27 protein-coding genes are annotated in these 24,785 nt (G+C 48.0%); 3 read left to right on the forward strand and 24 right to left on the reverse strand.

From position 1 onward, the window contains the following. Positions 1–19: 19 nt before the first annotated feature. The 12 genes from murG to AB447_RS13090 all read right to left on the reverse strand — a co-directional run bounded on the left by murG (position 20) and on the right by AB447_RS13090 (position 15,256). Entirely contained in the window at positions 20–1,117 is a 1,098-nt protein-coding gene (murG, locus tag AB447_RS13035) for an undecaprenyldiphospho-muramoylpentapeptide beta-N-acetylglucosaminyltransferase (RefSeq protein WP_048353116.1), read from the reverse strand. A gap of 81 nt (positions 1,118–1,198) precedes the next feature. Next, the gene (gene spoVE, locus AB447_RS13040) at positions 1,199–2,299 is read right to left on the reverse strand and encodes a stage V sporulation protein E (protein WP_046130729.1); all 1,101 of its coding nucleotides are present in this window, start codon (positions 2,297–2,299) and stop codon (positions 1,199–1,201) included. A 54-nt stretch (positions 2,300–2,353) separates the two neighbouring features. Then, on the reverse strand, positions 2,354–3,709 hold the full coding sequence (murD, locus tag AB447_RS13045) for a UDP-N-acetylmuramoyl-L-alanine--D-glutamate ligase (RefSeq protein WP_048353115.1): 1,356 nt from the start codon (positions 3,707–3,709) through the stop codon (positions 2,354–2,356). After that, positions 3,710–4,684, reverse strand: coding sequence for a phospho-N-acetylmuramoyl-pentapeptide-transferase (gene mraY, locus AB447_RS13050; RefSeq protein WP_046130731.1), 975 nt, complete (start codon positions 4,682–4,684; stop codon positions 3,710–3,712). It lies immediately after the preceding gene. 133 nt (positions 4,685–4,817) lie between these two features. After that, a complete protein-coding gene (locus AB447_RS13055) occupies positions 4,818–6,284 on the reverse strand; it encodes a UDP-N-acetylmuramoyl-L-alanyl-D-glutamate--2,6-diaminopimelate ligase (protein WP_048353114.1) in 1,467 nt (488 codons plus the stop codon). A 204-nt stretch (positions 6,285–6,488) separates the two neighbouring features. Then, complete coding sequence (locus AB447_RS13060; protein ID WP_048353113.1) at positions 6,489–8,411, reverse strand: stage V sporulation protein D; 1,923 nt, start codon at positions 8,409–8,411, stop codon at positions 6,489–6,491. 150 nt (positions 8,412–8,561) lie between these two features. Then, complete coding sequence (locus AB447_RS13065) at positions 8,562–10,712, reverse strand: penicillin-binding protein (protein WP_048353112.1); 2,151 nt, start codon at positions 10,710–10,712, stop codon at positions 8,562–8,564. A gap of 6 nt (positions 10,713–10,718) precedes the next feature. Continuing rightward, on the reverse strand, positions 10,719–11,075 hold the full coding sequence (gene ftsL / locus AB447_RS13070; protein WP_048353111.1) for a cell division protein FtsL: 357 nt from the start codon (positions 11,073–11,075) through the stop codon (positions 10,719–10,721). 29 nt (positions 11,076–11,104) lie between these two features. Beyond that, complete coding sequence (rsmH, locus tag AB447_RS13075) at positions 11,105–12,043, reverse strand: 16S rRNA (cytosine(1402)-N(4))-methyltransferase RsmH (protein ID WP_048353110.1); 939 nt, start codon at positions 12,041–12,043, stop codon at positions 11,105–11,107. A gap of 70 nt (positions 12,044–12,113) precedes the next feature. Next, a complete protein-coding gene (gene mraZ / locus AB447_RS13080) occupies positions 12,114–12,545 on the reverse strand; it encodes a division/cell wall cluster transcriptional repressor MraZ (protein ID WP_048353109.1) in 432 nt (143 codons plus the stop codon). A gap of 125 nt (positions 12,546–12,670) precedes the next feature. Further along, complete coding sequence (gene bshC / locus AB447_RS13085; RefSeq protein ID WP_048353108.1) at positions 12,671–14,287, reverse strand: bacillithiol biosynthesis cysteine-adding enzyme BshC; 1,617 nt, start codon at positions 14,285–14,287, stop codon at positions 12,671–12,673. A gap of 84 nt (positions 14,288–14,371) precedes the next feature. Further along, the gene (locus AB447_RS13090) at positions 14,372–15,256 is read right to left on the reverse strand and encodes a 2-dehydropantoate 2-reductase (RefSeq protein ID WP_048353107.1); all 885 of its coding nucleotides are present in this window, start codon (positions 15,254–15,256) and stop codon (positions 14,372–14,374) included. Between the two features lie 186 nt (positions 15,257–15,442). Here AB447_RS13090 and AB447_RS13095 point away from each other — a divergent pair, with 186 nt between their 5' ends. Next, positions 15,443–15,922, forward strand: coding sequence for an N-acetyltransferase (locus AB447_RS13095; protein WP_048407073.1), 480 nt, complete (start codon positions 15,443–15,445; stop codon positions 15,920–15,922). A gap of 32 nt (positions 15,923–15,954) precedes the next feature. On the opposite strand, the gene gerR is transcribed toward AB447_RS13095, so the two are convergent. The 3 genes from gerR to AB447_RS13110 form a co-directional block, all read right to left on the reverse strand. Further along, complete coding sequence (gene gerR / locus AB447_RS13100) at positions 15,955–16,560, reverse strand: sporulation-specific transcriptional regulator GerR (RefSeq protein ID WP_048353106.1); 606 nt, start codon at positions 16,558–16,560, stop codon at positions 15,955–15,957. Positions 16,561–16,701: 141 nt separating this feature from the next. Beyond that, a complete protein-coding gene (rpmF, locus tag AB447_RS13105; protein WP_046130742.1) occupies positions 16,702–16,875 on the reverse strand; it encodes a 50S ribosomal protein L32 in 174 nt (57 codons plus the stop codon). A 23-nt stretch (positions 16,876–16,898) separates the two neighbouring features. Then, positions 16,899–17,414 (reverse strand): YceD family protein, encoded by a 516-nt coding sequence (locus AB447_RS13110; RefSeq protein ID WP_048353105.1) that lies wholly within the window; start codon positions 17,412–17,414, stop codon positions 16,899–16,901. Positions 17,415–17,633: 219 nt separating this feature from the next. On the opposite strand from AB447_RS13110, the gene AB447_RS13115 reads away from it, so the two are divergent. Next, a complete protein-coding gene (locus AB447_RS13115; RefSeq protein WP_057957601.1) occupies positions 17,634–18,884 on the forward strand; it encodes a nucleotidyltransferase in 1,251 nt (416 codons plus the stop codon). A gap of 19 nt (positions 18,885–18,903) precedes the next feature. On the opposite strand, the gene AB447_RS13120 is transcribed toward AB447_RS13115, so the two are convergent. Beyond that, positions 18,904–19,926 (reverse strand): SepM family pheromone-processing serine protease, encoded by a 1,023-nt coding sequence (locus AB447_RS13120; protein ID WP_048353104.1) that lies wholly within the window; start codon positions 19,924–19,926, stop codon positions 18,904–18,906. Between the two features lie 298 nt (positions 19,927–20,224). Between AB447_RS13120 and ylbJ the strand changes: the two genes are divergently transcribed. Beyond that, positions 20,225–21,445, forward strand: a complete 1,221-nt coding sequence (gene ylbJ / locus AB447_RS13125) for a sporulation integral membrane protein YlbJ (RefSeq protein WP_048353103.1) — start codon at positions 20,225–20,227, stop codon at positions 21,443–21,445. Positions 21,446–21,463: 18 nt separating this feature from the next. Here the strand turns inward: ylbJ and coaD are convergent, their stop codons facing one another. The 8 genes from coaD to AB447_RS26510 all read right to left on the reverse strand — a co-directional run bounded on the left by coaD (position 21,464) and on the right by AB447_RS26510 (position 24,766). After that, positions 21,464–21,949 carry a pantetheine-phosphate adenylyltransferase gene (gene coaD / locus AB447_RS13130; RefSeq protein ID WP_046130747.1) on the reverse strand — a complete coding sequence of 162 codons (486 nt, stop codon included), beginning with the start codon at positions 21,947–21,949 and terminating at the stop codon, positions 21,464–21,466. Next, a complete protein-coding gene (gene rsmD / locus AB447_RS13135; protein ID WP_048407071.1) occupies positions 21,942–22,508 on the reverse strand; it encodes a 16S rRNA (guanine(966)-N(2))-methyltransferase RsmD in 567 nt (188 codons plus the stop codon). The genes coaD and rsmD overlap by 8 nt, the downstream gene beginning before the upstream one ends. A 286-nt stretch (positions 22,509–22,794) precedes the next feature. After that, the gene (locus AB447_RS13140; RefSeq protein WP_048353102.1) at positions 22,795–23,067 is read right to left on the reverse strand and encodes a YlbG family protein; all 273 of its coding nucleotides are present in this window, start codon (positions 23,065–23,067) and stop codon (positions 22,795–22,797) included. 64 nt (positions 23,068–23,131) lie between these two features. Beyond that, positions 23,132–23,581, reverse strand: coding sequence for a regulatory iron-sulfur-containing complex subunit RicF (ricF, locus tag AB447_RS13145; protein ID WP_048353101.1), 450 nt, complete (start codon positions 23,579–23,581; stop codon positions 23,132–23,134). A 27-nt stretch (positions 23,582–23,608) separates the two neighbouring features. Continuing rightward, entirely contained in the window at positions 23,609–23,761 is a 153-nt protein-coding gene (locus AB447_RS25825; protein ID WP_156183658.1) for a hypothetical protein, read from the reverse strand. Positions 23,762–23,838: 77 nt separating this feature from the next. Beyond that, complete coding sequence (locus AB447_RS13150; RefSeq protein WP_048353100.1) at positions 23,839–24,078, reverse strand: YlbE-like family protein; 240 nt, start codon at positions 24,076–24,078, stop codon at positions 23,839–23,841. A gap of 14 nt (positions 24,079–24,092) precedes the next feature. After that, positions 24,093–24,491 (reverse strand): YlbD family protein, encoded by a 399-nt coding sequence (gene ylbD / locus AB447_RS13155; RefSeq protein ID WP_048353099.1) that lies wholly within the window; start codon positions 24,489–24,491, stop codon positions 24,093–24,095. A gap of 95 nt (positions 24,492–24,586) precedes the next feature. After that, on the reverse strand, positions 24,587–24,766 hold the full coding sequence (locus tag AB447_RS26510; RefSeq protein ID WP_048353098.1) for a hypothetical protein: 180 nt from the start codon (positions 24,764–24,766) through the stop codon (positions 24,587–24,589). Positions 24,767–24,785 lie beyond the last annotated feature (19 nt).

Genomic DNA, 24,785 nt, shown 5'->3' on the forward strand with positions numbered 1-24,785 from the left:
TCCAAAAACTCTTATAAACTTATTTCGCTTGCTTTAGTTCATTCAATACTTGATACAAACGCTGGGCCGCGTCTGGAACACCGAGAGACTTCGTACGCTCGCTCATCTCTTGTAACGTTTTTTCGTCTTGTAAAATATGATCGATCGCCTGAATGAGCCGCTGTCCATTAAGCTCTGATTCTTTCAAAACGACTGCGGCGTTCCGGTCGCCGAGCGAGCGCGCATTGACTTCCTGGTGGTTGGCCGTAACATACGGGCTCGGTATCAGGACGCTCGGAATGCCGAGCGCGGTGATTTCGGCGATGGTCGTCGCTCCGGCCCGCGCCACGATGACATCCAGCGCTTTTAAATATTCCGGCATTTGATGCAAAAACGGTTTGACGGCCATATTTTCGGCCGCACCCTGTTTTTTCAGCTCTTCCGTTACTTTATCATAGTGAACTTCCCCTGTTACATAAAGAACTTGATAATCCCGTGTTTTGAGCTCCTGCTGCATGCCGATCACAGCTTTGTTAATCGGAGCGGCGCCGCGGCTTCCTCCGAAAATGAGGACCGTTTTCTTGTTTTCCTGAAGCCCGAGGGACTTCAGAGACTGGGCCCCTTTTATTGAGACGACTTCAGAGGCCCTCGGGTTTCCTGTGAATACAACTTTTTCAGCCGGAAAATGTGCTTTTGCCTCTTCAAAACAAATGGCTACCTTATCAACATATTTGGATAAAAATTTATTGGTGAGTCCAGGAAGGCTGTTCTGCTCGTGTATGATCGTCGGAATTCCCAATTTCGAGGCGGCATATACGACCGGTCCGCACACGTAGCCGCCCGTTCCGATCACCGCATCGGGCTTAAAGCGCTTTAGCTCCTTCTTGCACTCCTTGACTCCTTTTAAAAACCGCATCACCGTTTTGACATTTTCAAATGAAAGCTTTCGTTTAAAGCCTGTGATGTCAATCGCTTTAAACGGGATGTCTTCCCGCTCGACGATATTTTTCTCAAGGCCTTTCTCTGTTCCGATGTACAAAAACTCCACGTCGGGATGGTGCTGTTTGACTTCTTTAATAAATGCGAGGGCGGGATAAATATGTCCGCCCGTTCCGCCTCCGCTTACAACGATCCGCATCTGGTTTCCCCCTCATTTCTTATGTACATAACGATAACCCTGCTTTTTCGAACAGGGTTATCCGGCAAAACGATGTTGACGCTAATATCTTGAATACCTGCTGACATTGAGCAGCACGCCGACCGCCATCAGCATCAGGGTAAGCGATGACCCTCCGTAGCTTAAGAACGGGAGGGTAATGCCTGTTACAGGAATCAATCCGGTTACGACTCCGATATTGATCATCACCTGGATCGCGATCATCGAAATGACTCCGACAGCGACGAAACTGCCGTATAAATCGGGCGCGCCCAACGCGATTCTGATGCCTCTCCATAAAAGGACGCTGAAGAGCAGCAGAATGAGCGATCCCCCGATAAATCCGAGCTCTTCCGACAGAATCGCAAAAATAAAGTCCGTCTGCGGCTCAGGGAGATAAAAGAATTTTTGCCTGCTCTGGCCGAGTCCGAGGCCAAAAAGTCCGCCCGGACCGACCGCGTAAAGCGACTGAATGATCTGAAAGCCGCTTCCTAAAGGGTCTTCCCACGGGTTTAAGTAAGACGTAATCCTTTTGATCCGGTATGGGGCCGACAGGACGAGGGCGGCAAAGCCGCTGAGGCCGATCAGACCGAGAAACACAAAGTGCGAAATTCTCGCCCCGGCCACAAAGATCATGACGATGCACGTGCCGACCATGACCGTTCCCGTTCCGAGGTCAGGCTGCATCATGATGATGAGAAACGCGGAAAAGACGATGCCGAGCGCCGGCACAAAGCCTTTTCTGAACGATGTGATGTTCTTTTGCCTTTCCGATAAAAACTTGGCTAAAAACGCGATCATCGCAAGCTTCATAAATTCGGACGGCTGAATGCTGAACGCGCCGACTCCGATCCAGCTCCGCGATCCGTTTCGTTCCATGCCGATCCCCGGAATGAGAACGATGACCAAGAGAAAAAAACAAACGATAATCAGGATTTTCGCATACGTCCTCCACGTCCAGTAGTCGACGTTCATAATGAAAAACATGGCGATGATCCCGATGCCGGCAAACAACAGCTGCCGTTTGGCAAAGAAAAAGGAATCGTCATATTTGTATGTCGCCCATACCGCGCTGGCGCTGTATACCATGATGAGCCCGATTGTTAACAATAATAACGTAATGATAACCAGTAAAAAATCCGGTGACGTTTTTTTTGTTTGCAAAGCCGAACACCCCAAGCTTCATTTCTTTGGGCTTTCAGACTAAAAGACAAGCCCTTATTTAAGCATATGCACGGCGTTTACAAACATGTCACCACGTTCTTCAAATGTTTTGTACTGATCCCAGCTTGCGCATGCCGGTGACAGAAGAATGACATCTCCTTCGTCTGACAGGCTGAACGCCGCAGATGCTGCTTGTTCAACATTATCGACACGTTTAACCTGTTGTATTCCCAAATCCTCAGCCAGCTTCTCAAACTTCGGCGCTGTTTCGCCGAATGTGATGATCGCTTTAACAGAAGACATGTGCGGCTTTAATTCGTCAAATTCGTTTCCGCGGTCAAGCCCTCCCGCAAGCAAAATCACCGGTTTTTCAAAGGATGACAGCGCCTTTTTCGTCGCGAGGATGTTCGTCGCTTTGCTGTCATTGTAAAACGTTCTGTTTTGAATCGTGGCCACGTACTGCATTCTGTGCTTAACCCCTGTAAAGCTTGTCAGCACTCGGCGGATCGCCTCATTGGAAACTCCCGCCGTTTTGACGATGCACACTGCGGCCAAAATGTTCTCAAGATTGTGCTCGCCCGGCAGCACGACATCTTTCAGCGGCATCACCTGCTGATCGTTAAACATGATCATTCCGTCTTTAACGCAGGCTCCCTGTTCGAGCTCTTGTCTGACAGAGAAGCAGACCTTTTCCGCTTTTGAACACTCGGCGAGCCTCACAACGGTATCATCGTCCAAATTGACAACGGCAACGTCTGTTTCCGATTGATTTCGGTATATCTGCTGCTTGGCAAGTTCATAATTCTCCCGTGAATGGTGATAATCAAGGTGGGCGTCAAATACGTTTAATAATAAACCGATTTTCGGCCTGAATTGATACGTCCCCATCAATTGAAAAGAGGAAAGCTCTGTAACGATCCATTCGTTCCCTTTCGTCCGGTTAGCCACCTCGCTCGCCGCCGTTCCGATATTTCCCGCGACAAGCGCTTTTTTGGAATCGGCTTTCAGCATTTCATAAACAAGCGTTGTCGTTGTCGTTTTTCCGTTTGAACCCGTAATGCCGATGAACGGCGCATCGGTCAGATGATACGCGAGCTCGACCTCCGTCCAGACGGGGATGTTTCTATTCAGCGCTTCCTCGACCATCGGGTTTTCATAGCGAATGCCCGGATTTTTAATCAGGATGCTGATGGAATGGAGGTCGAACAGCTCCGTCGGATGGGAGCCGCAGATGACTTCGACCCCTTTTCCGGCAAGAATCTGGGCCTCCTCGTTTTCTTCAAAAGGCTTTTGGTCGTTCACCACAACGTGTACGCCTCTTTCATGCAGGATCGAAGCAGCCGCATATCCGCTTTTTGCCAGTCCCAAAACTAGGACGTTTTGATTTTGTAATAAATCTTGAGTATCCACTTATAACCACACCTCGATGTATATTCCTAAGACGGCAAGCAGAAGACCCGCTGTCCAAAATGTGACGACAACTCTCCACTCCGACCAGCCCACAAGCTCATAATGATGATGAAGCGGGCTCATTTTAAAGATTCGTTTACCTGTCGTTTTAAACGAGATTACCTGCAAGATGACAGAAAGGGTTTCGATGACGAATACACCGCCGATGATCACGAGCAGAATTTCGAGCTTCGTTAAAATCGCAACCGTCACGATCGCGCCGCCAAGGGCAAGCGATCCCGTATCTCCCATGAAGACCTTCGCGGGATGGGCATTGAAGACAAGGAAGCCTAAAACAGCCCCGACGACGGCAACCGAGAAAATCGCGACATCGTATTGCGACTGATTCCATGCCAAAATTGCAAATGCTCCGAAAGCAATCGCCGCTGTCCCGGACAAAAGCCCGTCAAGCCCGTCTGTCAAGTTGACGGCGTTTGAGCCGCCCACAAGCATAAAGATCACAAGGATCGGATAAACAAAGCCGAGATCAAACGATACGTCCGTGCCCGGAATGCGGATGTCCGTCGGCAGCCCCTGAGCATAATAGACGGCGTAGAACACGGCGGCAATCACGATTTGCCCGATGAGCTTTTGCTTTGACGTAAGGCCGAGGTTCCGCTTCATCGCAACTTTTATATAATCATCCAAAAAGCCGAGCAGTCCGTACCCAACCGTAACAAACAGCAGCATGAACATATTCATGCTGACTTCGGAAAATTTGATCGTCATGGCAATCGTTGTGATGATGATCGATATGATGATCATCACGCCGCCCATCGTCGGCGTACCCGATTTTTTCTGGTGGGACTTCGGCCCTTCCTCGCGGATGCTCTGACCGAATTTCAGCCTTCTTAAAAACGGGATAAACACCGGAGACAAAACAACGCTGATTAAAAAGCCGATGATGATCGTAAACAAAATCACTTGTTCAAGCATTGTTCTTCTCTCCTTCCCCGATTTTTAAGAAACAGCATACGCATTTATCATATTCACCGTTTTTTTTCATATGTTGATTTATTTTAAACGCATCCATCACTTTAACAACTCTTTCCTCTAGATCTTTTTCGTTTTATTTCAGCTCAAGAACAGCTCGTTTCGCCACTTCGGCATCGTCAAAGTCGAAGGTCTCGCCGCCGATTTGCTGATAGGTTTCATGGCCTTTGCCGGCGATGAGGACAACGTCGCCTTTTTTGGCGTTTGCGATTGCGAAAAAGATCGCCTGCTCGCGGTTGACGATGCTGTGATAATAAGCGCCTTTGACCCCTTCTTCCATGTCGCGCAAAATCGCGAGCGGATCCTCGCTTCTCGGGTTGTCGGCTGTAAAGACCGGCTCATCCGCCAATTCAGCGGCGATTTTCGCCATTTTCGGGCGCTTCGTTTTATCGCGGTCGCCCCCGCAGCCGACGACGACAAACAGCTTTCCTTCCGTAAGGCCCCTGCACGTATTCAGGACGTTTTCAAGGCTGTCCGGCGTATGGGCGTAGTCGACGATCACCGGAAAGTCCTGTCCGGCATCAACGAGTTCAAATCTTCCCCTGACGCCTTTTAAGCCCTTAATCGCTTCGACAATCACGGAAAACGGAATATCCGCAGCGAAGCCGATCGCTGCCGCCGTCAGCACGTTATACACGTTAAACAGGCCGACGAGCGGGATCGTCACCCGTTCCGTCCCTTTCGGCGTCACGAGATCAAAGGTTGTCCCTTTCGGGGCCATCTCGATATTGTCTGCCATGATATCGGCGCGATTGGAGATTCCGTAAGTCAGAAGATGGGCTGACGTGACCTGGGCAAAGTATTCTGAAGCGGGATCATCTGCATTTAACACGGCCCACTTCGGACGTTCGTGGTTAAAAGAACCGCCGAGCTGTGAGAAAAGAAGGCTTTTCGCATGCTTGTATTCGTCCATTGTCTGATGATAATCGAGGTGATCCTGCGTCAGGTTGGTAAAAGCGGCGATATCGTAATCACAGCCGTGCACCCGGCCCATATGAAGAGCGTGTGAAGAAACTTCCATAATGGCTGTATCCACTTCGCGGTCAACCATTTTTTTGAACGTTTTTTGGAGAGTTACGCTTTCAGGCGTCGTATTTTTCACATCGAATGTCTCATCGTTGATCTTCGTGTACATCGTGCCGATCAGGCCCGTCTTGCAGCCCGCTTTTCTGAAGATTTCTTCAGCCATGTGGGACGTCGACGTCTTCCCGTTCGTGCCGGTGATGCCGACGAGTCTGAGCCGCTTGGTCGGCTGGCCGTAGAAGGCATCGGAAAGCACGGCAAGCGCCCTCTTCGATTGGCGGACGATAATCACGGGAACATCGGCATCGACCTGCCTTTCGGCCACGATCGCCGCCGCTCCTTTATCAGCGGCCTGCCGGACGTAGTCGTGCCCGTCGACTGTATATCCTTTTATACAAACAAAAAGACTTCCTGTCTTGACTTCCCTGGAATCCATTTCGATCGAAGTAATGTCAGGGTCTTCTTGTCCTTTATAGGAAGGTTCGTTTTTTAAGTATGTAAGAAGCTTCGTTAATTTCATTGTATCAAACCTCTCGCGTTCTATTGGATCTCATTCGCTGTCCCGTTTTTAACGGTTTGCGCCCACTTAAGGTGCGCCAGACATACAGTTCATATTTTAGCGCAAAAAAGAGGAGACATCCAGCTAATCCTTTAAAATCTATGCATTTTTTGAAAAACGGGCAACCGCTGAGAAAGCCGGCTGCCGTTTTTGTCTATCGTTATATTAATCTTGGTCGTCAAGATATATACGGATCGTCGAACCTTCTTTTACCTTCTCGCCCGGTTTCGGCGATTGCTGAACGACGACGTCCCCTTTCCCCGATGCTTTCAGGTTGAGGTTGATGAGCAGCGGTTCAAGCTCTGTCACAGACAGCCCTATAAGGTTCGGGACTTCCACCAGTTTTTTGTCCAGCCATTGGTACTTGCGTTCAATTTGGTCTTTTCGCTTTTCGATGCCGAGCTGCGGGAGGCTGTCTCTCATAATATTGCCGACGATCGGAGCCGCGACGGTACCCCCGAATTGAATCGTTCCTTTCGGATTATCGACGGCAACGTACACGACGATGCCCGGATCGTCAGAAGGCGCAGTGCCGATAAATGAAACGATATGGTTGTTTTTCAAGTACTTGCCGTCTTTAACTTTTTGCGCGGTACCCGTTTTGCCGCCGACGCGGTAGCCGTCGACAAACGCGTTCCGTCCCGTCCCTTGGGCGACGACGCTCTCGAGCGCATAGCGGATTTGTTTGGACGTTTCTTCAGAGATGACCTTCTTTTTCGGCATCGGCGTCTGTTTTTTGACGGTTTGTTTTGTGGCTGGATCGATCCATTCTTTCGCGATGTACGGCGTGTACAGCGTTCCTCCGTTGACCGCCGCTGATACGGCTGCAACCTGCTGAATCGGCGTCACTGATACGCCCTGCCCGAAGGCTGTTGTCGCCTGTTCGACGGGGCCGACGCGGTCAAGCGGGAACAAAATGCCTGTACCTTCCCCCTGAAGGTCGATCCCGGTTTTTTTGCCAAAGCCGAAATCTTTAATGTAGCTGAACAGCTTATCCTTGCCGAGCCGCTGGCCGAGCTCGACAAAGCCCGGGTTGCACGAATTTTGGACGACTTCGAGAAACGACTGTGATCCGTGCCCGCCCCGCTTCCAGCATTTCAGCCTCGCCCCGTCCACTTCAACAGATCCTTTATCGTAGAAATGATCTTTCTGCAGATTGACTTTTTGCTCTTCAAGGGCTGCCGCAAGCGTAATGATCTTAAATGTCGACCCCGGTTCGTACGTGCTCCATACCGGCAAATTCCGGTTATAGATTTTCGGATCGACAGATTTATAGTTTGCCGGATCAAAATCCGGCCTGCTCACCATCGCCAAAATCTCGCCGTTTTTCGGATTCATCGCAACGCCGACCATCCCGTCCGGGTTGTATTTGGCTTCAGCGATGTCAAACTCGCGCTCCATGATCGTCTGCACCCGCGAATCGATCGTCAGCTTCATATCGAGACCGTCTTTTGGCGGCGTATAGTCATCAGCTTCGCCCGGCATTCTTTTTCCTTTTGCATCAGAGTAAAACTTCACATAGCCTTTTTCGCCCTTCAGCTCGTCATCGTAAAACGCTTCAAGTCCAAGCAGCCCCTGGTTGTCGATCCCCGCAAAGCCGAGAACGTGGGACAGATAGCTGCCGAACGGATAATGGCGGATGCTGTCTTCTGCGATATACACGCCTTTTAAATTCAAATCCCTGACTTCTTTTGCCTTTTCGTGTGATATTTTCCGCCCTTCCGGATTGATCCTTTCAATGGAAGTTTTTTTCGTCACGTGTTTGTACGCTTTTTCCTCTGACATATTTAGAACATTGGCCAGCAGTTTGCTCGTTCTGATCGGGTTGTCGACCTGCTTCGGAACGACCAAAACAGACGGCGCGCTTTGATTTGTCGCAAGCTTGACCCCGTTCCGGTCAAGAATTTCCCCGCGTTCCGGTTCAAATGGGAGATTCCGGCTCCACGAATCCTTTGCCAAAGACGTCAGCTTATCTCCCAGCACAAATTGAACATATCCGAGCCTTGTATCGATAATCAAAAAGATGATCACGCCAAAAATCAGAACAAAAATTAAGCGTTTTCTGACAGTCACATTAGAAACGCGCAAGGGACCGTTCACTCCTTATATAGGCTTGTTTCATTTTATGCTTTGGAGCGTTTTGATAGAACGGCCTCGTTTTCTCTATTTTCGGACCAGGCGCCGCCTCTTGCAATATAGAAGGCTATCGACCTTAGCCGACAGCCTTTTAGATTTGCTTTAAGAGTTTTTCAAAGTCACTTTTATGACTGTTTTTGTTTTTAATGTCTTGCCTTTTTTCACGCTTTGACCTGTCACATACCCCTGTCCGCTCGTTTCGATGTGAATGCCCGAAACCGAAGCGAAGCGGAGGACGTCGCGTTTTGACCAGCCCGTCATGTCAGGCATCGTGATCTTCCCGTCTGCTTTTAAGAATACCCGTTCATTCGGGAGCACTTCTTCGCCTGCTTTCGGATACTGTTCTATCACGGCCATTCCGTCGCCGATCACAACCGGATCAAGGCCTTCCTCTTTCGCCTCTTTTGCCGCAGACTCTGTTCGTTTGCCTGTCAGGTCAGGCATCGTTATTTCCTTGTCCTGGTCTTTTTTGCCGTCCTTCTTGCTGCTCGACGGCGTGATATTTAAATAGTGAAGACTGTTTTTCATAACCGGATTGAAAATCTTTGCAACAGGTGCTGATCCCGTTTCTGTATCTTTTAGCTTCGGCTGCTGGACGGCGACATAGATCAACAGCTTCGGATCGTCCTTCGGTGCCATTCCCATGAAGGAAAACACGTAGTTGTCCTTTCCGGTTAAATACTTGCCGTCAGGGCCTGCGATCTGCGCCGTTCCCGTTTTTCCGGCGACGTCAAACCCTTCGATCTGATACGGCTGCCCCGTCCCTTTTTTGGAGGTGACGACTTTACCGAGAAGATCGCGCACTTCTTTCGCCGTTTTCGCGGAAATCGGCTGGCCGACCTGCTTCGGTTTATTTTGCATAACCGTTTTCTTGTCGTCCGGATCAACGATATGATCGATCACATACGGTTTCACCATCTTTCCGTTGTTGGCGATCGCTGTCGCAGCCTGGAGCTGCTGGATCGGCGTTACCGCTGAACTTTGACCAAAGGCAGTAGATACTTTATCCCGCAAATATTTAAAGTTGATTTTGCTGGACGCTTCTCCAGGCAAATCGATGCCTGTTTTATCATAAAAATGAAACTTCCTTAAATACTGGTTGAAGCGGTCGGTTCCGAGCTTTTCGTTGGCAAGAATCGCAAAGGCGACGTTTGAAGAGCGCTCAACGCCTTCATTAAACGTGATCGGTCCCCAGCCGTTGCCGTTGTTGTGGTCTTGAATCGGCTTATCCTTTTTGGAGACCGAATAGGTGCCCGACTTGTATGAATCTCCCCCGTTATAGACGCCTTCTTCGATCGCGGCCGCCAGGGTGAAGATCTTCATCGTCGATCCCGGCTCAAAGCTGTAGGAGACCAGGTCGTTGTAATAGTTGGTGACATCCCGCTTGTTCGGGTCAAAGCTCGGCCTTTGCCCCATCGCAAGCACTTTGCCCGTTTTCGGGTCGACGACCGCTGCCATGATTTTCTTCGGCTGATATTCCTTCTGAACCGTCGTCATGCTGTCTTCCAAAAAGGCTTGGATCTTCTGGTCGACCGTCAAGTACACGTTGTCCCCGTTATTGGGCGCTGTCACTTTTTCGCCGCTGTTCGGCAGGCGCCACCCTGTTCTGTCCGTGTCATATGTGACATAGCCGTCCGTGTCCTTCAAATAGTCGTTCAGCGTTTTTTCGAGGCCCATCATGCCTTTCATTTCACCCGTTTTCCCGTTCACCTGGGAGTAGCCGATCAGGTTGGAAGCGAAAATTCCGTTCGGATAATATCGTTTTGTATCGCGGATAAAGGCGATGCCCGGGAGGTTGAGCTTTTCGATTTTTTCTTTTTGGCTGTACGAAATGTCGCGGCCTGCTGAACCGAATTCGACTTGGAATCCTTTTTTATTGAGGATGTCAAGTATTTTTCCTTCATCCATTCCTAGGATCGGGGCGAGCTTTTTCGCCGTTTCTTCCTTGTTGACGACGTGCTGAGGGTGTTTCATATCCACTGTCATCTTTTTATCCAAAATCGCGATCACCTTATAGGTCGAGGTGTCCTCTGCCAGCACTTTTCCGTTTTGGTCAAGGATCGATCCTCTATGCGCTTCGATCGTCCGTTTTTTTTCATACTTTTCTTTCGCCTTGACGGCAAGAACTTCCCCGTTGACTTTGCCTGTCGCTTGAATAAAGACGAATCTTCCTAAAATGACAAAGAAAAAGAGGGCAAAACAAATACTGAGTATTGCCGCTCCTCTGTTCATAAATTTATTCTTTTTCGGCATTTCGCATCATTCCTGTATGTTTTTCACTTTTTTGTCTGTTAAATGAAGGCCTTTTTTCCGCGCGATTTCCATGATCCGTTCAGGTTCCTTCAGCTCATCTGCCGTCTTTTTGAGGTCATCAACTCTATTGCCTTCCGCTTCAACCTTTTTTTCGAGTTTTTGGATTTCGATATTCGTCTGGTACGCAGCGAACGCTCGTGAAATCATAAAGAGCGAACCGCCGAGAACAGCCAGGGCGAACAGGACGATCAGCACCTTTTCCCCCAATGTGATCGATGCCCTTCTCCGGATGACAACGGATTTTTCCGGGCTTTGCTGTGTATGTCTTTGCTGTTTTTCCGCTTGATAAGCTAAATTGCTCATAGACTGATGACCTCCTTTTTATTCATCGCTCATTCTCGTGCTTTTTCCGCGATGCGCAGCTTCGCTGAACGGGCGCGGTTATTGTTTTCAAGCTCCTCTTTCGAAGGAGTGATCGGCTTTTTATTGACTAATTTTAATTTCGGTTCAAACTCCTCTGGAATCACCGGCAATCCGTGAGGCAGTTCAGGCAGTGAAGACATTTCTTTAAACGCCGTTTTGCAGATCCGGTCCTCCAGCGAGTGGAATGTGATGACAGACACCCTTCCGCCCGGTTTGAGAACGTCAACCGCCTGTATAAGCGCTTCTTCAAATACCTTCAGCTCATCGTTTACCGCAATCCGAATCGCCTGGAAAATCCGCTTGGCGGGATGGCCGCCGCTTCGTCTCGCGGGTGCCGGAATTGCTTCCTTAATGATATCGACAAGCTGCCCTGTCGTTTGAATAGGCGATTTTCCTCTTGCCTCTTCGATTTTTCTGGCAATCTGTTTGCTGAACTTTTCTTCGCCGTATTTGAAGAAAATCCTGACCAGATCCTCGTAGCGCCACTCATTGACGACTTCTTTCGCCGAAAGGCTTGCGGATTGATCCATACGCATATCGAGCGGGGCATCATGATGATAGCTGAATCCCCTTTCAGGCGTGTCCAGCTGAGGAGATGAGACGCCCAAATCAAATAAAACACCGTCCACCTTTGTGATGCCGATTTCGTTTAGACGGTCTTTTAAATACCGAAAATTACTTTTTATGAAAGTCACTTTCCCTTCATCATCCGCCAGTTTTTCCTGCGCATGGCGGAGCGCTGTATCATCCTGATCAAAAGCGATTAATCTGCCGTCCTTTGACAGCTTGGAAAGTAAATATGCGCTGTGTCCTGCTCCGCCTAACGTGCAGTCTACATATGTACCGTCCTCTTTTACGTTTAAACCGTCAACTGTTTCCTTTAATAGTACTGTTGTATGCTGAAACATTTCTTAACTAGTCCCACCTTTTTTTCAAATGAACTGGCTGTGAGCGTTGCTTTCATCTCGCAAAGATTCATTATATATCAAAGCCGATCATGTTTTCAGCAATTTCGGCAAATGAATCTTCCTGCTCTTCTACATATTGTTCCCAAATCTCTTTGCTCCACAATTCAATCCGATTTGAAACCCCGATAACCACGCATTCCTTTTCAAGCTTCGCGTAGCTTAACAGCGGAGAGGCAATGTTAATTCTTCCCTGCTTGTCCAGCTCGCATTCCGTGGCGCCGGAGAAAAAAAAGCGGGTAAACGCGCGTGCATCTTTCTTAGTGAGAGGAAGAGCCTTCAATTTTTCTTCGATGAGTTTCCATTCGGACATGGGATAGCCAAACAGGCACTGATCAAGCCCTCTCGTCAGTACAAACTGCTCGCCGAGGCCTTCTCTGAACTTTGCCGGAACGATCATGCGGCCTTTTGCATCTATCGTATGCTGATATTCACCCATAAACATGATCTCGGCCCCCACTTTCGTTCCTTAACTCACCACTATCCACCACTTCCCTCCACAAATTCATTTTACACTGTTTTAGAACAAAAAAAAACCCTGAACTAGTCAAGGTTTTTTAAAAAATTATTTCAAAGTTTGACAACTTGATGCATATTCTGAAAAGAATATGGTAATTTTTTGTAGTTTTCCAAGAAATCAGGACCGTATTTGTTCAAATAATACATGATATTCCAAATTCTCTCTTGCGGAGCACCCAACGGCCTGATGCTCGTTTGAATTTTGTCAAAATCGCGCAGAATGTTGTTTTCCTTTTCCTCAATCCTTCTGATGACCGCTCTTTCGACGAATGATAGCTGATCCTGAATAAAGCCGGCGTTTTTCTCAAGAAGAGGCTCAAGGCTGCGGTCAATGTCGAGCGCTTCTATCCGGATGCCGGAATGAATGCTTTCGATTTCTTCTTTGGCCCGTTTGACGGCCTCAGTAAACCCGCTTGGCACCCTGCTTTCGAAAAACTGCTCTTTTTTGGCGGCAGATCCCTGTTCCAGCGCTTCCTTGAGGTCAATGCCCCGCTCAGCCAGTTTTTTTTCGATATGCCGTTCCAAAAACGTGATGTTCAGCCTCGGCACAACAGGCGGCATTTTAAAGCCCATCACTTGAAAAGCGCTTTTTAGCTCTCCCCAGTAATTGATTTCGCCCGGCCCTGCGATAAATGCCAGGGTCGGAAGGAGAAATTCCTGCATTAACGGCCTTGTGACAACATTGTTGCTGAATGCTTCAGGTTGTTCGCCCATCAGCTGATGAAGCTCTGCCCGCGTCAACTCGAGTTCAAGCTCCTTTACGAAAAAAGCACCGTCCTTTTTTTCGATCAAAAACCGCTCTCCGTCGTGTTCGTAAAAAAGGTTCGCATGCTCAGCCGCCCCTTCAATAATCGGGGAATAGCCCAGTTCCTCCATGTGCGCCTGCTGTTGTTTCACGGCTTGGGAGAGCTCATCGTTTTTCTCAAGCAATTCCTGAAAAAAACGAACCTCAAGAGACCTTAGTCCAGGATCGCCCGAATTCAGCAAGACGAGCCCGTCATTCTCGAACAGATCGGCGATGATATATTCAAAAAACTCGGCAATGGAAGAAGATTGCCGCAAACATCGCTTCAGCTTTGAGAGAAGCCCGTTCGTGTACTCGGTTTCTTCAAAGGAAGCGAACAACCTGTTCAGCCATTGCTCGGCTTTATCGGAATCAAGCGCCGTTTTTGCGGCCTGGCTTTTCTTCCAATGAGCTTGAGCGAGCTTGTGCTTTTTCACATTTCCGCCGTCTGATACATACAGATGATTGATTTCGTCTAAATCGTGGTCTTCCCCCGCCACCCAAAAAACAGGAACGACCGGAACGTTCAGTTCTTGTTCTTTTTCGTGTGCAAACACAAGGATCGATACGATTTTATGTATGGTGTATAGGGGCCCTGTCAAAAGACCGGCCTGCTGTCCCCCGACGACTGCGACGCTCGCGGGATCGCGGAGCCGCTCGATTGCCTCATTCATCTTTTTTGACCGGAATTTGCTGTGGTAGCCGAGCAGATAATCGGCTAAGGCGCTGCGGTCATATGTCCTTGAGGAAAGATCGCACAACCGGACTTCCCAATCTTCTCTGTTTAAACCGTAATCAAAAAATGGAGTTGTCTCCTCTTTTCCATCTAGATAGTCTCGTACAAATGGGTTTTGACTTTTCATGGAAAGTTCAGTAAGCTGCATCTTTCGAACTTCCTTTCTCCAGTAAATAGTTAGCTTTCCGAAAAGAGTATAGCACGTTCGGCGTTTTGGTCAAAAGATTTAGCTTCATCCCTTTTCCAGCGCCTTGATGCTGTCGTATAAAAAGGCGAGATGAGGAGCGGATTCCCCAGCTTCCTTCGCCCGTTTCAGCAAATAGCCCATAATGGCATCAGCTTCCGTTTTCCTTCCTGCAGCAACATCCGCAAGCATCGAAGAAGTGTTCCGCTTTGTGTTTCGGCAAACCGACAGAACGTTTTCCCAGGACGCTTCCGGATCTTCAACGGCTAAAATCCGGCTCGCTTCTTCAAAAACGAGCTTCATATATGAAAAATAGGCCTGTTCTTCGACGAGCTTGCCGTTTTTCACCCGCAAAAGTGCCGTCATCGGGTTGATGCACGCGTTGACGATCAATTTGCCGGCAAGCATGTCGTACCAGTCTTCCTGCCACATGAAAGGAAACGCTTCATGAACGGAAGCCAGCTCTTTGATAAGCGCCTCCGAAGCTGAATTCCCTGAAAACGCGCTCCATTTGACGGCCCCTTTTCCGGTATGGCGGACCGTATAGTCATTTTCTTTAACGGCTCCGTGCTCCACGGCCCCGACAAAAACGCGGTGCCCGGCATCCCATTTCTCAAGCTCGGGAATGTGACCCATACCGTTTTGCAAAAACATAATATTCCGGGGAGCCGCATTTTCCAATTGCGGCAAAACGGATTCGAGCTGATGCGCCTTTACCGCGACAAACAGAAGGTCGTATGCCGCATCAGGCTTTACGGTTGCTTCCGTTTTGGCGGCACCTTCTTTTCCATCCGCTATAAGGCGGATACCGTTTTGCCGAATCGCTTCCGCCTGCTCCCGCCTTTTTGTGATCACCGTCACTTCATGGCGGAACGAAAAATAATACGCAAAAAGGAGCCCGACCGAGCCTCCTCCAATTACTCCGATTTTCAAATTCTCACATCCTGCCCGTTTTTTATATACTGTATATCATAGCAAAAATTTAAACGGTTGACTTCCTGGGCGTTTCAAATTTTCAGAAAATCGTTTTGCGCGTTTATTTAGAAAATTTATTATCATTTGGATTTTTCCAATAAAGCGATTACAATATAGATAGACCACAAACAAGGGGGTAACAAAATGGTCAAAGTCGAACGTTTGCAGATCAATTATAAAACGCTTGAGGAATTTAAAAAATTCCGGGAATACGGGATTCAAGAGCTTTCCATGCTGGAGGACCTTGAAAGCAATATGATCGAAAACGACAGCGACTCGCCGTTTTACGGCATCTATTACGGGGATCGGCTCGTGGCAAGAATGAGCCTGTATAAAGCGGATGGGAAATACAATCAATATTTCGATGAAGGCGAAGATTACCTTGAGCTTTGGAAGCTCGAAGTATTGCCGGGCTATCAGCGCAACGGGTACGGGACAATGCTGGTGGAATTCGCCAAATCGTTCGGGCTCCCGATTCGCACAAGTCCGCGCGTGAAATCTTCAGACTTCTGGAACAAAATGGGCTTCCAATTAGTCAAATACGACATGGCCCGTGACAAAGGGGAAAATCCGCTGATTTGGCATCCAAACAGCGAAACCGGGCAAAGCTCTGAATCCGCATAAGCAAAAACCGGCCGAAAACAATGGCCGGTTCTCTACTTTTCCATTTTTTCGAGGCTCCCGTTCGGTTCCATTTGAAATTTGGCCTTTTTGTTCCGTTCATCCTCCTGAAGAACCACCATTTTTCTGGCCCGCTCCATGATTTCGATCAGCGCTTTATAATCCTCCTCTGTCAGTTCAAGCTGTTTCTTCAGCGATTCGTTTTCACTCTTGAGCTTTTCAACCTCTTCTTTCAAGGCGTTGACTTCTTCGATAAGCCGCTCCTTTTCATCGCTCGCATCTTTGTGGCCTGGTGCATGTTTCAATTTTTCTAAAAAACGGATGACATCGTCAATCGTCAGGCTGTCCGCCGCGCCTCCGGAAATGCTTTTTACCGCATTCGGCATGTTGGCCGAGTGGATTCCTATTTTTTTCCGCAATTCTTTGCGCTGTTTTTTGGCCAGCTCGATGCCAGACTGGTATTGCTTTCTGACAAAGGAATTCCAGCGGAAGCCGCAGGCAGCGGCCGTCCTGCTCAGCGCTTTGCCGACTTCCTCAAACGCCGACAGCTGTGTGCCGCCTTCCCTGATGTGCCGCAATACGACCTCAGCCAGCAATATATCTTCATCCTGCGTCCATGCATCCTGTCTTGTAACCGTCAAAAGTTATCCCCCTCCATGACTTTATGAATTTAATTCATACATATGCAGCTAATAGAGTAGATAGACTATTTTCTTTTTAGAAGGGGATTTCGCGCAAAAAAAACACAAGACGGGAAGTCTTGTGTTTTCGTTTCTTATGGATTAGTTGCTTTTTACGTCTTTTCCTTTGTATGATCCACATGCTTTGCAGACGCGGTGTGAAAGTTTCATCTCACCGCAGTTTGGGCATTCTACCATACCAGGCACTTGCAATTTAAAGTGAGTACGACGAAGTCTTTTTTTCATTTTAGAAGTTCTTCTAAAAGGTACAGCCATTATTCCCACCTCCTTAAAGAGCGTTAAGATTCATCTTCTTGTTTTAAGAGCTTCCCAAGACCGGCAAGTCTGGGATCGATTTGATTTTTCCGGTCATCTTCTGTAATGACTTTCCAATCCTTGCCTTCCTGTGGAGCACCTTCTTCGTTTTGAACAGATTCACAAAAGATTTGCATAGGGATCTCAAGAAGGATTTCTTCTTTTACGACCGGCGTCAAATCGATCAGATCATCCTCAACGATGCGGACGTCTTCATCCTCCATTTCGTCGGTCTTATGAAATATAAACAGTTCTTTTGTTGAAATACTGAATGGATAACGAACATCAACAAGCGTTCTGGAACAAGGCAAGATCATCTCGCCCGAAATGGTAAAATCAAATGCAGCCTGCTTTGATCCGATCTCCGCATTTCCTTTCACCCGCACCGGTGAAATGCTGCGTATATCCGAGTGTTGAGAGAGTTCGCTCAGATCAACTGTTTCATCAAATTCAAAGCCCGTCTTCGGCATTTGATTCAGCTGATGTATCGTCCATTTCATTGTATCACCTCTAAGAGAGCAACAAACATGATTATAGCTTTCATCATGTTTTTTGTCAATATTTTTTCTTTACAGATCACAGGCCCGCTTCAGTCATGCGTTGACATCGTGAACAACAATTCATACACTTAGAAAAAACACCGCTGACAGCGGGCATTCTGCACATTCCTTGTGTAAATGTATCACAACTATTTCAAGAGATGCAAGAGAGGTGGAAAAATGAAAGCGGTCGGCGTTATCGTTGAATATAACCCTTTTCACAACGGTCACTTATACCATATAAAAGAGGCAAAGGCACAGACTCATAGCGATGTTGCGATCGCAGTGATGAGCGGCTACTTTTTGCAGCGGGGCGAGCCCGCCATCGTCTCGAAGTGGGCGAGGACGAAGATGGCGCTCAAGTCCCACGCTGATATCGTCGTTGAGCTTCCGTACGCTTTCGCCGTCCAAAAGGCCGAAACGTTTGCCGAAGGCGCCGTTTCGATCCTCGGCGAACTGCAGTGCACTTCCTTGTTTTTCGGAAGCGAAAACGGCGATATTGATTCGTTTCTTGACACGGCAATTTATACGATCAAGCATAAAGATGAGCTCGATGAAGAAGTGAAGCGGCATATATCAACGGGAATGAGCTATCCCGCTGCGATGGCAAAGGCGTTTCATAACGTGTCAGACGGAACGCGCGCGCTCGACTTGTCAAAACCGAACAATATTCTCGGATTTCACTATGTCAAAGCGATCCTTCAGGATGATATCGGGATGAAACCTGCAACCTTAACGCGCCTTTCCTCCGACTATCATGATATCGACCTCCCCGAAGGACCAAGCCATATCGCAAGCGCGACATCAATCCGCAAATCGATCCTGGAAACGATGAGCCTTTCAGACAGCAGCTCCTTTCTCCCTGAAGCATCGGCTGAGGAGCTCGAGGAATACGCCGGAACCTTCGGCCTTTGGCACTCGCCGGAAAATTATTTTCCGTTTTTGAAATACAGCATCCATACGATGGATACAAAAGAGTTAGAGGGGATTTATGAGGTTGAAGAAGGCCTTGAGCATCGCATTGCGAAAGCAATCCGCACCGCCCGTTCTTATTCGGAGTACATGGAGCAGCTAAAAACGAAACGGTACACATGGACGCGGCTGCAGCGGATGAACACACACATTTTAACGAGGGCAAAAAAAGCCGATATCCGCAGCATCCTTGCCGAAAAGCGTCCTTCCTACATCAGGCTTCTCGGGATGACAAAAAAAGGGCAGGCGTATCTTTCGAAAAAGAAAAAGGAGCTGCGCGTTCCGCTCATCACCAAAATCGGAGCCTTTTCCCACCCGTCCCTCGACCTGGACATCAAAGCCGGACGGGTTTACAGCGCACCGCTGAAGGAGCCCGCACAAACGATGCTGACCGGGCAGGAGTATTCGCTGTCACCGGTCATATATGATGAAGAAAACCGGACATTTTTGCGAACATAAAAAAGCGCCTGTCTTTCACTCAGGCGCTTTTTACCTTTTTGTTCAAATATTCGATCGCGTCATCCATCGTATCGACGGGGACGATTTTCATGTCGCTGTTAATATCTTTCGCTGTTTTGACCGCTTCCTCATAGTTTGACCCTTTTCTCCCTCCTTCATTCGGCGCAAAAAAGATATCGGCTCCCGCCCGGTCTGCGGCAACGATTTTTTGACTGATTCCGCCGATCGGTCCGACTTTTCCTTCATCGTCGATCGTTCCTGTTCCGGCAATGTGATGACCCTTTGTTTCATCTTGTTTTGTGAGCTGATTGTAGATCTCCATGGACATCATCAGCCCTGCTGACGGTCCGCCGATGTTTTCGATATCCATTTTAACAGCCGGTTTTACTTTCACTTTCCGGTCCGTTATAAGGGAAACGCCCAGTCCCGCTCTGTTCGGATCGTCCTTGAACGTTTTCAGCTTCATGTCGTATGTCGCATCTTTGTTATCCCGTTCGATGACGACTTTGACGGTGTCTCCGGCTTTTTTCGTTTCGATATAGCGGACAAAGCGCTCCGCCGACTGAAACGTTTTTCCGTCAACTTTTTTGATTTTGTCTCCGACCTTTATCTTCCCTTTGGCAGGCATGCCGTCAACAACCGCCATGGCATAAACGCCGTTCGATGTGTAGCTGACGGTTTTCCCCGCCCGCTTATAGGCGGCGATCATCGCATTTTCCTGGGAATCTCTCATCATCTGCAGCTGTCTTTTCATATATTCCTCATCAGATTCGCCCTTTTGTTTAAAGTTGTCTTCAGGAAGAATTTCATGATAAGGGCGCACCTTTGCCCATAGGTATGTAATCGGATTTGCGGGCCCTACTTTTACGGTCATCAAAGAAAAGCTGCCTTTTTCGGAATACCCGCCGTCCACTTTGATTAACGGATTGAGCTCCGTCGCTTCGCCGGGCTCTGTAATGTAATACGGCAGCTTGACAAATGACAGGGCGGCCCCGATGATCATGATCAATAATGCGATACGGATAAATCTTCTTTTTAGCATGAATATGTAACCCTCCATCTTTAAATTAACGTGCTGACAGCGGGCCGGCATCGCGCCCGGCCTGTATGAATGTCCAAATACCTTCTATTGACCCCATTTCAAGAGAAGAGCTTTTCGGGTTTAGTATGGTCAAGACATTCAGCTTTTTGTCAAAAAACGGGAGAGAATCTGATGGTCTAAAATGCAGACCAAGCCTCGTATAATGATAAAGAAGTTTCTTGGGAGGATTCTTCGCTCCCGTTTATTTTACCATGATCCGGTTTTTTAGGTGTGCAGTTAGCCGTAAGGAGGGATAGAAATGGACATGTCAAAGATAAAGACTATACTCATTGCCGGTGTGCTGCTTATGTTTACCGCTGCCGTCATCACCCACCCGCAGGAATCGCTAAACGCTTCAAAAAGCGGGCTTGCCATGTGGTGGGAAGTCGTTTTCCCTTCCTTATTGCCCTTTTTCATTTTATCAGAGCTCTTAATCGGGTTCGGGATCGTCAAGTTTGTCGGGCTCCTCCTCGAGCCTTTTATGAGACCCGTCTTCCGGGTTCCCGGCGTCGGCGGATTCGTTCTCGCGATGGGCATGGCTTCCGGAAACCCTGCAGGAGCAAAGCTCACCTCAAGGCTCAGGCAGGAACGGCAGATTTCCCGGGTTGAAGCCGAGCGGCTCGTTTCATTTACGAATTCGTCGAACCCGCTCTTTATTTTCGGGGCTGTCGCGGTCGGCTTTTTTCATAATCCGTCGCTAGGCATCTTGCTTGCCGCGGCTCACTATTTAGGCAATTTGGCTGTCGGGCTGACAATGCGATCATATGGAAGAAAAGAAGAAATCCTCCACGCCAGAAAAAAGAAGCTTCCCCTGCCTTCCATGAAAGATGCCTTCAAAGCCCTTCACCAGGCAAGGCTTCAAGAAAAAAGACCGCTTGGAAAACTATTGAGCGATGCTGTTATTTCTTCCGTGCAGACGCTTCTCATGGTCGGCGGTTTCATCATTCTTTTTTCTGTCTTCAACAACATTCTTTCCGCCGTGAAAATTGCCGATGTTCTTTCTTATGCCACCCGTTCGATCATGACAGCGCTCCATTTTCCCGCAAGCTTTGACAAGCCCTTACTGTCAGGCTTGTTTGAGATCACGCTCGGAAGCAAGCTTGTCAGCGCAACAGATGCCGATCTGCTGCAAAAAGCTATCGTTGTCAGCTTCATTTTAGGCTTCAGCGGGTTCAGCGTACAGGCGCAGGTCGCCGGTATTTTGGCCGAAACGGACATTCGTTTCAAACCGTTTTTTTTCGCACGGCTCCTGCAGGGAATCTATGCTGCAGCTTTTGCCCTTATCCTATGGAAGCCTCTTTACACAGCCTTCCATTACCCGAATCAGCCTGCTTTCTCATTTTTGCGGGACGGGAAACCTGAAACGTTTTTTACACAGACGTGGAATGCCATCGTTCAAACGGGCCCGCTTCTTACAATTGCAACTCTTTTGCTTTACATCGTTCTTTACACAAAACGCACGGCAACTGCGAAAAAATGAGCAGCCGTTTTAGGCCGCTCATTCTTTTGCAAACTTTTTTTCAAGCGCAGCTTCTACCGCTTCCGGCACGAGTTCTGCTACTGATCCTTTGTATTTCGCCACCTCTTTGACGATGCTTGAACTCAAGAACGAATACTGGTTGTTTGTCATCATGAAAAACGTTTCAATATTTTCGTCAAGCACTTTGTTCATCGAGGTCCCCTGCATCTCATATTCAAAATCGGAGACAGCTCTCAGCCCACGCAAGATGACGTTCGCGTCCTTGCTTTTCGCATATTCGATCAAAAGCCCCTGAAATGAGTCAACATGGACATTCGGGATGTCCTGCGTGACTTCACGCAGCAGATCACAGCGCTCCTCTACCGTAAACAACGGCTGTTTTGAAGAATTGTTTAAAACGCATACATAGACCCGGTCAAACACTTTCGCTCCGCGTCTGATGATATCCAAATGTCCAAAGGTCACCGGATCAAAACTTCCGGGACAAACGGCAATGCTAGCCATCCCCATTCCCTCTCTTTCTGTAGATCGTTACCCCTGTTACACCGTATATTTCCTGCCGTGTTCTCAGGAGTTCGCCCACTTGTTCCGGCAGCACCACTTCTTTTGCGTGCTCCGTCAGGATAAACCCTTTATCAGTCAACATATTGGCTTTGTCAACGATCGAAAGAAGCGCTTCCAGTTTTTGCTCCCGATATGGCGGATCCAAAAAAATCGCATCGAACGTCAAGCCCCTTTTCACCAATGCGTGCAAAGCCCGGTCAGCGTCGTTTCTGTAGACCTCCGCGCGCTTTTGGATCCCCAATGTTTGCAGGTTGTTTTTTACGGTTTGAATCGCTTTAAAATCCCGGTCAACGAAAACGATCCGGTCAAAGCCTCTGGAGAGCGCTTCGATGCCTAATCCGCCGCTCCCCGCATACAGATCAAGGCCGTCTCCGCCGTCAAAATAAGGGCCGACCATATTAAAAATGGATTCTTTCACTTTGTCAGTCGTCGGCCTTGTTGACGTGCCGGGAACCGCCTTTAATGCACGCCCTTTATAAGTCCCAGAAATCACTCTCATATTTCCACCACTTTTTCCTTAAAACTCGAAAAAAATCATCACTATCTTATCATAAAGTGTTTTTTGGCACAAACAGCCAAAGTGTGATTTCTTATGTATAGGAGACTGAACACCTGGTGATACTAGTAGCAACAGCATCGATTGATGTTGTTGCCAACCGCGGAGAAGACTTACGTTTCCCCATAAGTTCTTCCTCCGGTTTCTCCTCTCCCTTTGCCTTCTCCTTAAATCGTTAAGGAATAGAAGGACCCCGCAGGTTTTCTGCGGGGATTTTTTTAACAAAATATTAAATTCCTGCTTTATAATCGTACTCTTTTGCCTTGTCGAGCTTAGATTCAAATTCCACTTTTAAAAACGGTCTATAGGACAGATCCACCTGTTTGACAAAAGAATACGAACCAATCTTAGCCGCGATTCTTTCAGCTTCATCCATATTGCAGTAAACAACTACATATTTCAAACGTTTTGAGACGTAGTGAACGTTCCCGAATTTCCTGAGCATTTTCGCCTGCTTTAAGGAATGGAGCCAGACGATTAATCCTTGACGTCGATCTTCCATATTTTTCACCTGCCTGTCGCTATGTCACGTTCTAAGAAAAAGGACGAGACTAAAAAGGGTCTCGTCAGGATACTTTACAGCCGCAGCTTCCGCCTGATCCGCAGCCGCCGCTGCAGGATGAAAGATTGTCAAAATAAGGATTTCCAGTCGGTACTTTGATGTGTTCTGACACCGCCCGGCCGATCTCTACACTGACCTCATCAAGTATGCTTTGCAGCTCGGTTTCCGCCTTTTTAAAATCGGCGACTGTATCATGAAGGTCCAGCTTTCGTTTAATATCCCTCATTTTTTTTGAAATCTCTTTATAATCAGGATGATACTTCCCAAAACGCTGTACATCCTCGTATTGTTCTTTTACTTTTGTGAATGAAGCGATGATACGCCCGGCCTCTTCATCTTCTCGGAGACGCTTGTAGCACATTCTGTAATGTTCAGCCGCCTCTGATTGAAGAATCATGTTGGCCAAAACATCCGCTTCGTTTTGAAGCCGCAAGGATTCCGTTGTGGCATACATTGACATGCACCTCCGAATATTAGTGTATCATAAAACGGCATTTTTCAAAATGTCTATTGTCTTTGATACATCGAAAGCTTTCAGCATATCTTCTTCTGTGATGCCTTTAGGCTTCGGCTTATAAGTCGTGCAGCCGGCCAAAAGCAGGCAAACGCAGGCAATCAGACACCTTTTCTTCATGTGGATCAACTCCCTTACCGGCTAGTTTTGACTGATGAGGGATGTTTTATGATCATAAAAAAAGACTCAGGGTCCGATTAGTCCTGAGTTCGCATGGCCTGAAACATTTGAATCATCATTTGGGCCATCTGTAGGCTGCTTGAAAACTGGCTTACACGGTGGGGAATCGTTTTTTCGTAAAAATTCATCATATCAAGCTGAAACTCTGACAAATCATCCGGACGGCGCGAAAGCTTGCGGTACCAGACCGGCTGCTCCCGGATAAAGCGGCGGCGCTCCTCACTTGCGAACACATATTCCTGCACTTCTTTACGCATGACAAACTCCTTTGTTAATCTTTTCGGAAAGAAAACGGATGCTGTCCACCGCTATGGTTCACATTTTTTTGGCCGCCTCCGGAAAACTGGCTGAGCAAGCTTTGCAGTGAAGAAATAGACTGGCTCACTTTATTGATTTGTTCGTTCATTTGGTCGGCGTCCATTCTTTTGACGGCCGTCACCATTTTCGAAATGAAATCGTTTTTCCCGCCCCCGCCGGACGGCTTTTCTTTCATCTCTTTTTCCTCTCTGTACGGCTCCCAAATCGCGTCGTTTTCCCCTAGCAAAACCCAGTTCTCATACACTTCCTGCCAGCTTTTCTCCTCCTTCCGCACCGCGGAAATCAGCTTAGGATGCCGCTTAATAAACCGCTTAAATTCATCGATCGATGATTTTGCGTTTTGATTTGCCAACGTCTACACCCCCTCCGAAAAACAAGTGCCTACTATAATGTATCGTGATCATGCAAAATGTGTTCGCCTAAAATTCCCCTGCTGAATGTCTTTCCTTAAAAGGGAAGCGTCGAACAGTGAATGCCGCCTCCCATTTTTCGAATCTCTGAAACGCCGGGCGGAATCGTCTCAATGCCGTTTTTCTCCAGAACCTCCATCTCCGAAAGGATCGGCAATAAAAAAAGCGTCACCGCGAACAGGACGATCGAATTGCTGTGAAATCGTATATAAGACAAGCCCGGGGCATCCCCGGGC

The organism is Bacillus glycinifermentans (assembly GCF_001042475.2).
GTDB classification, from domain to species: Bacteria; Bacillota; Bacilli; order Bacillales; family Bacillaceae; genus Bacillus; species Bacillus glycinifermentans.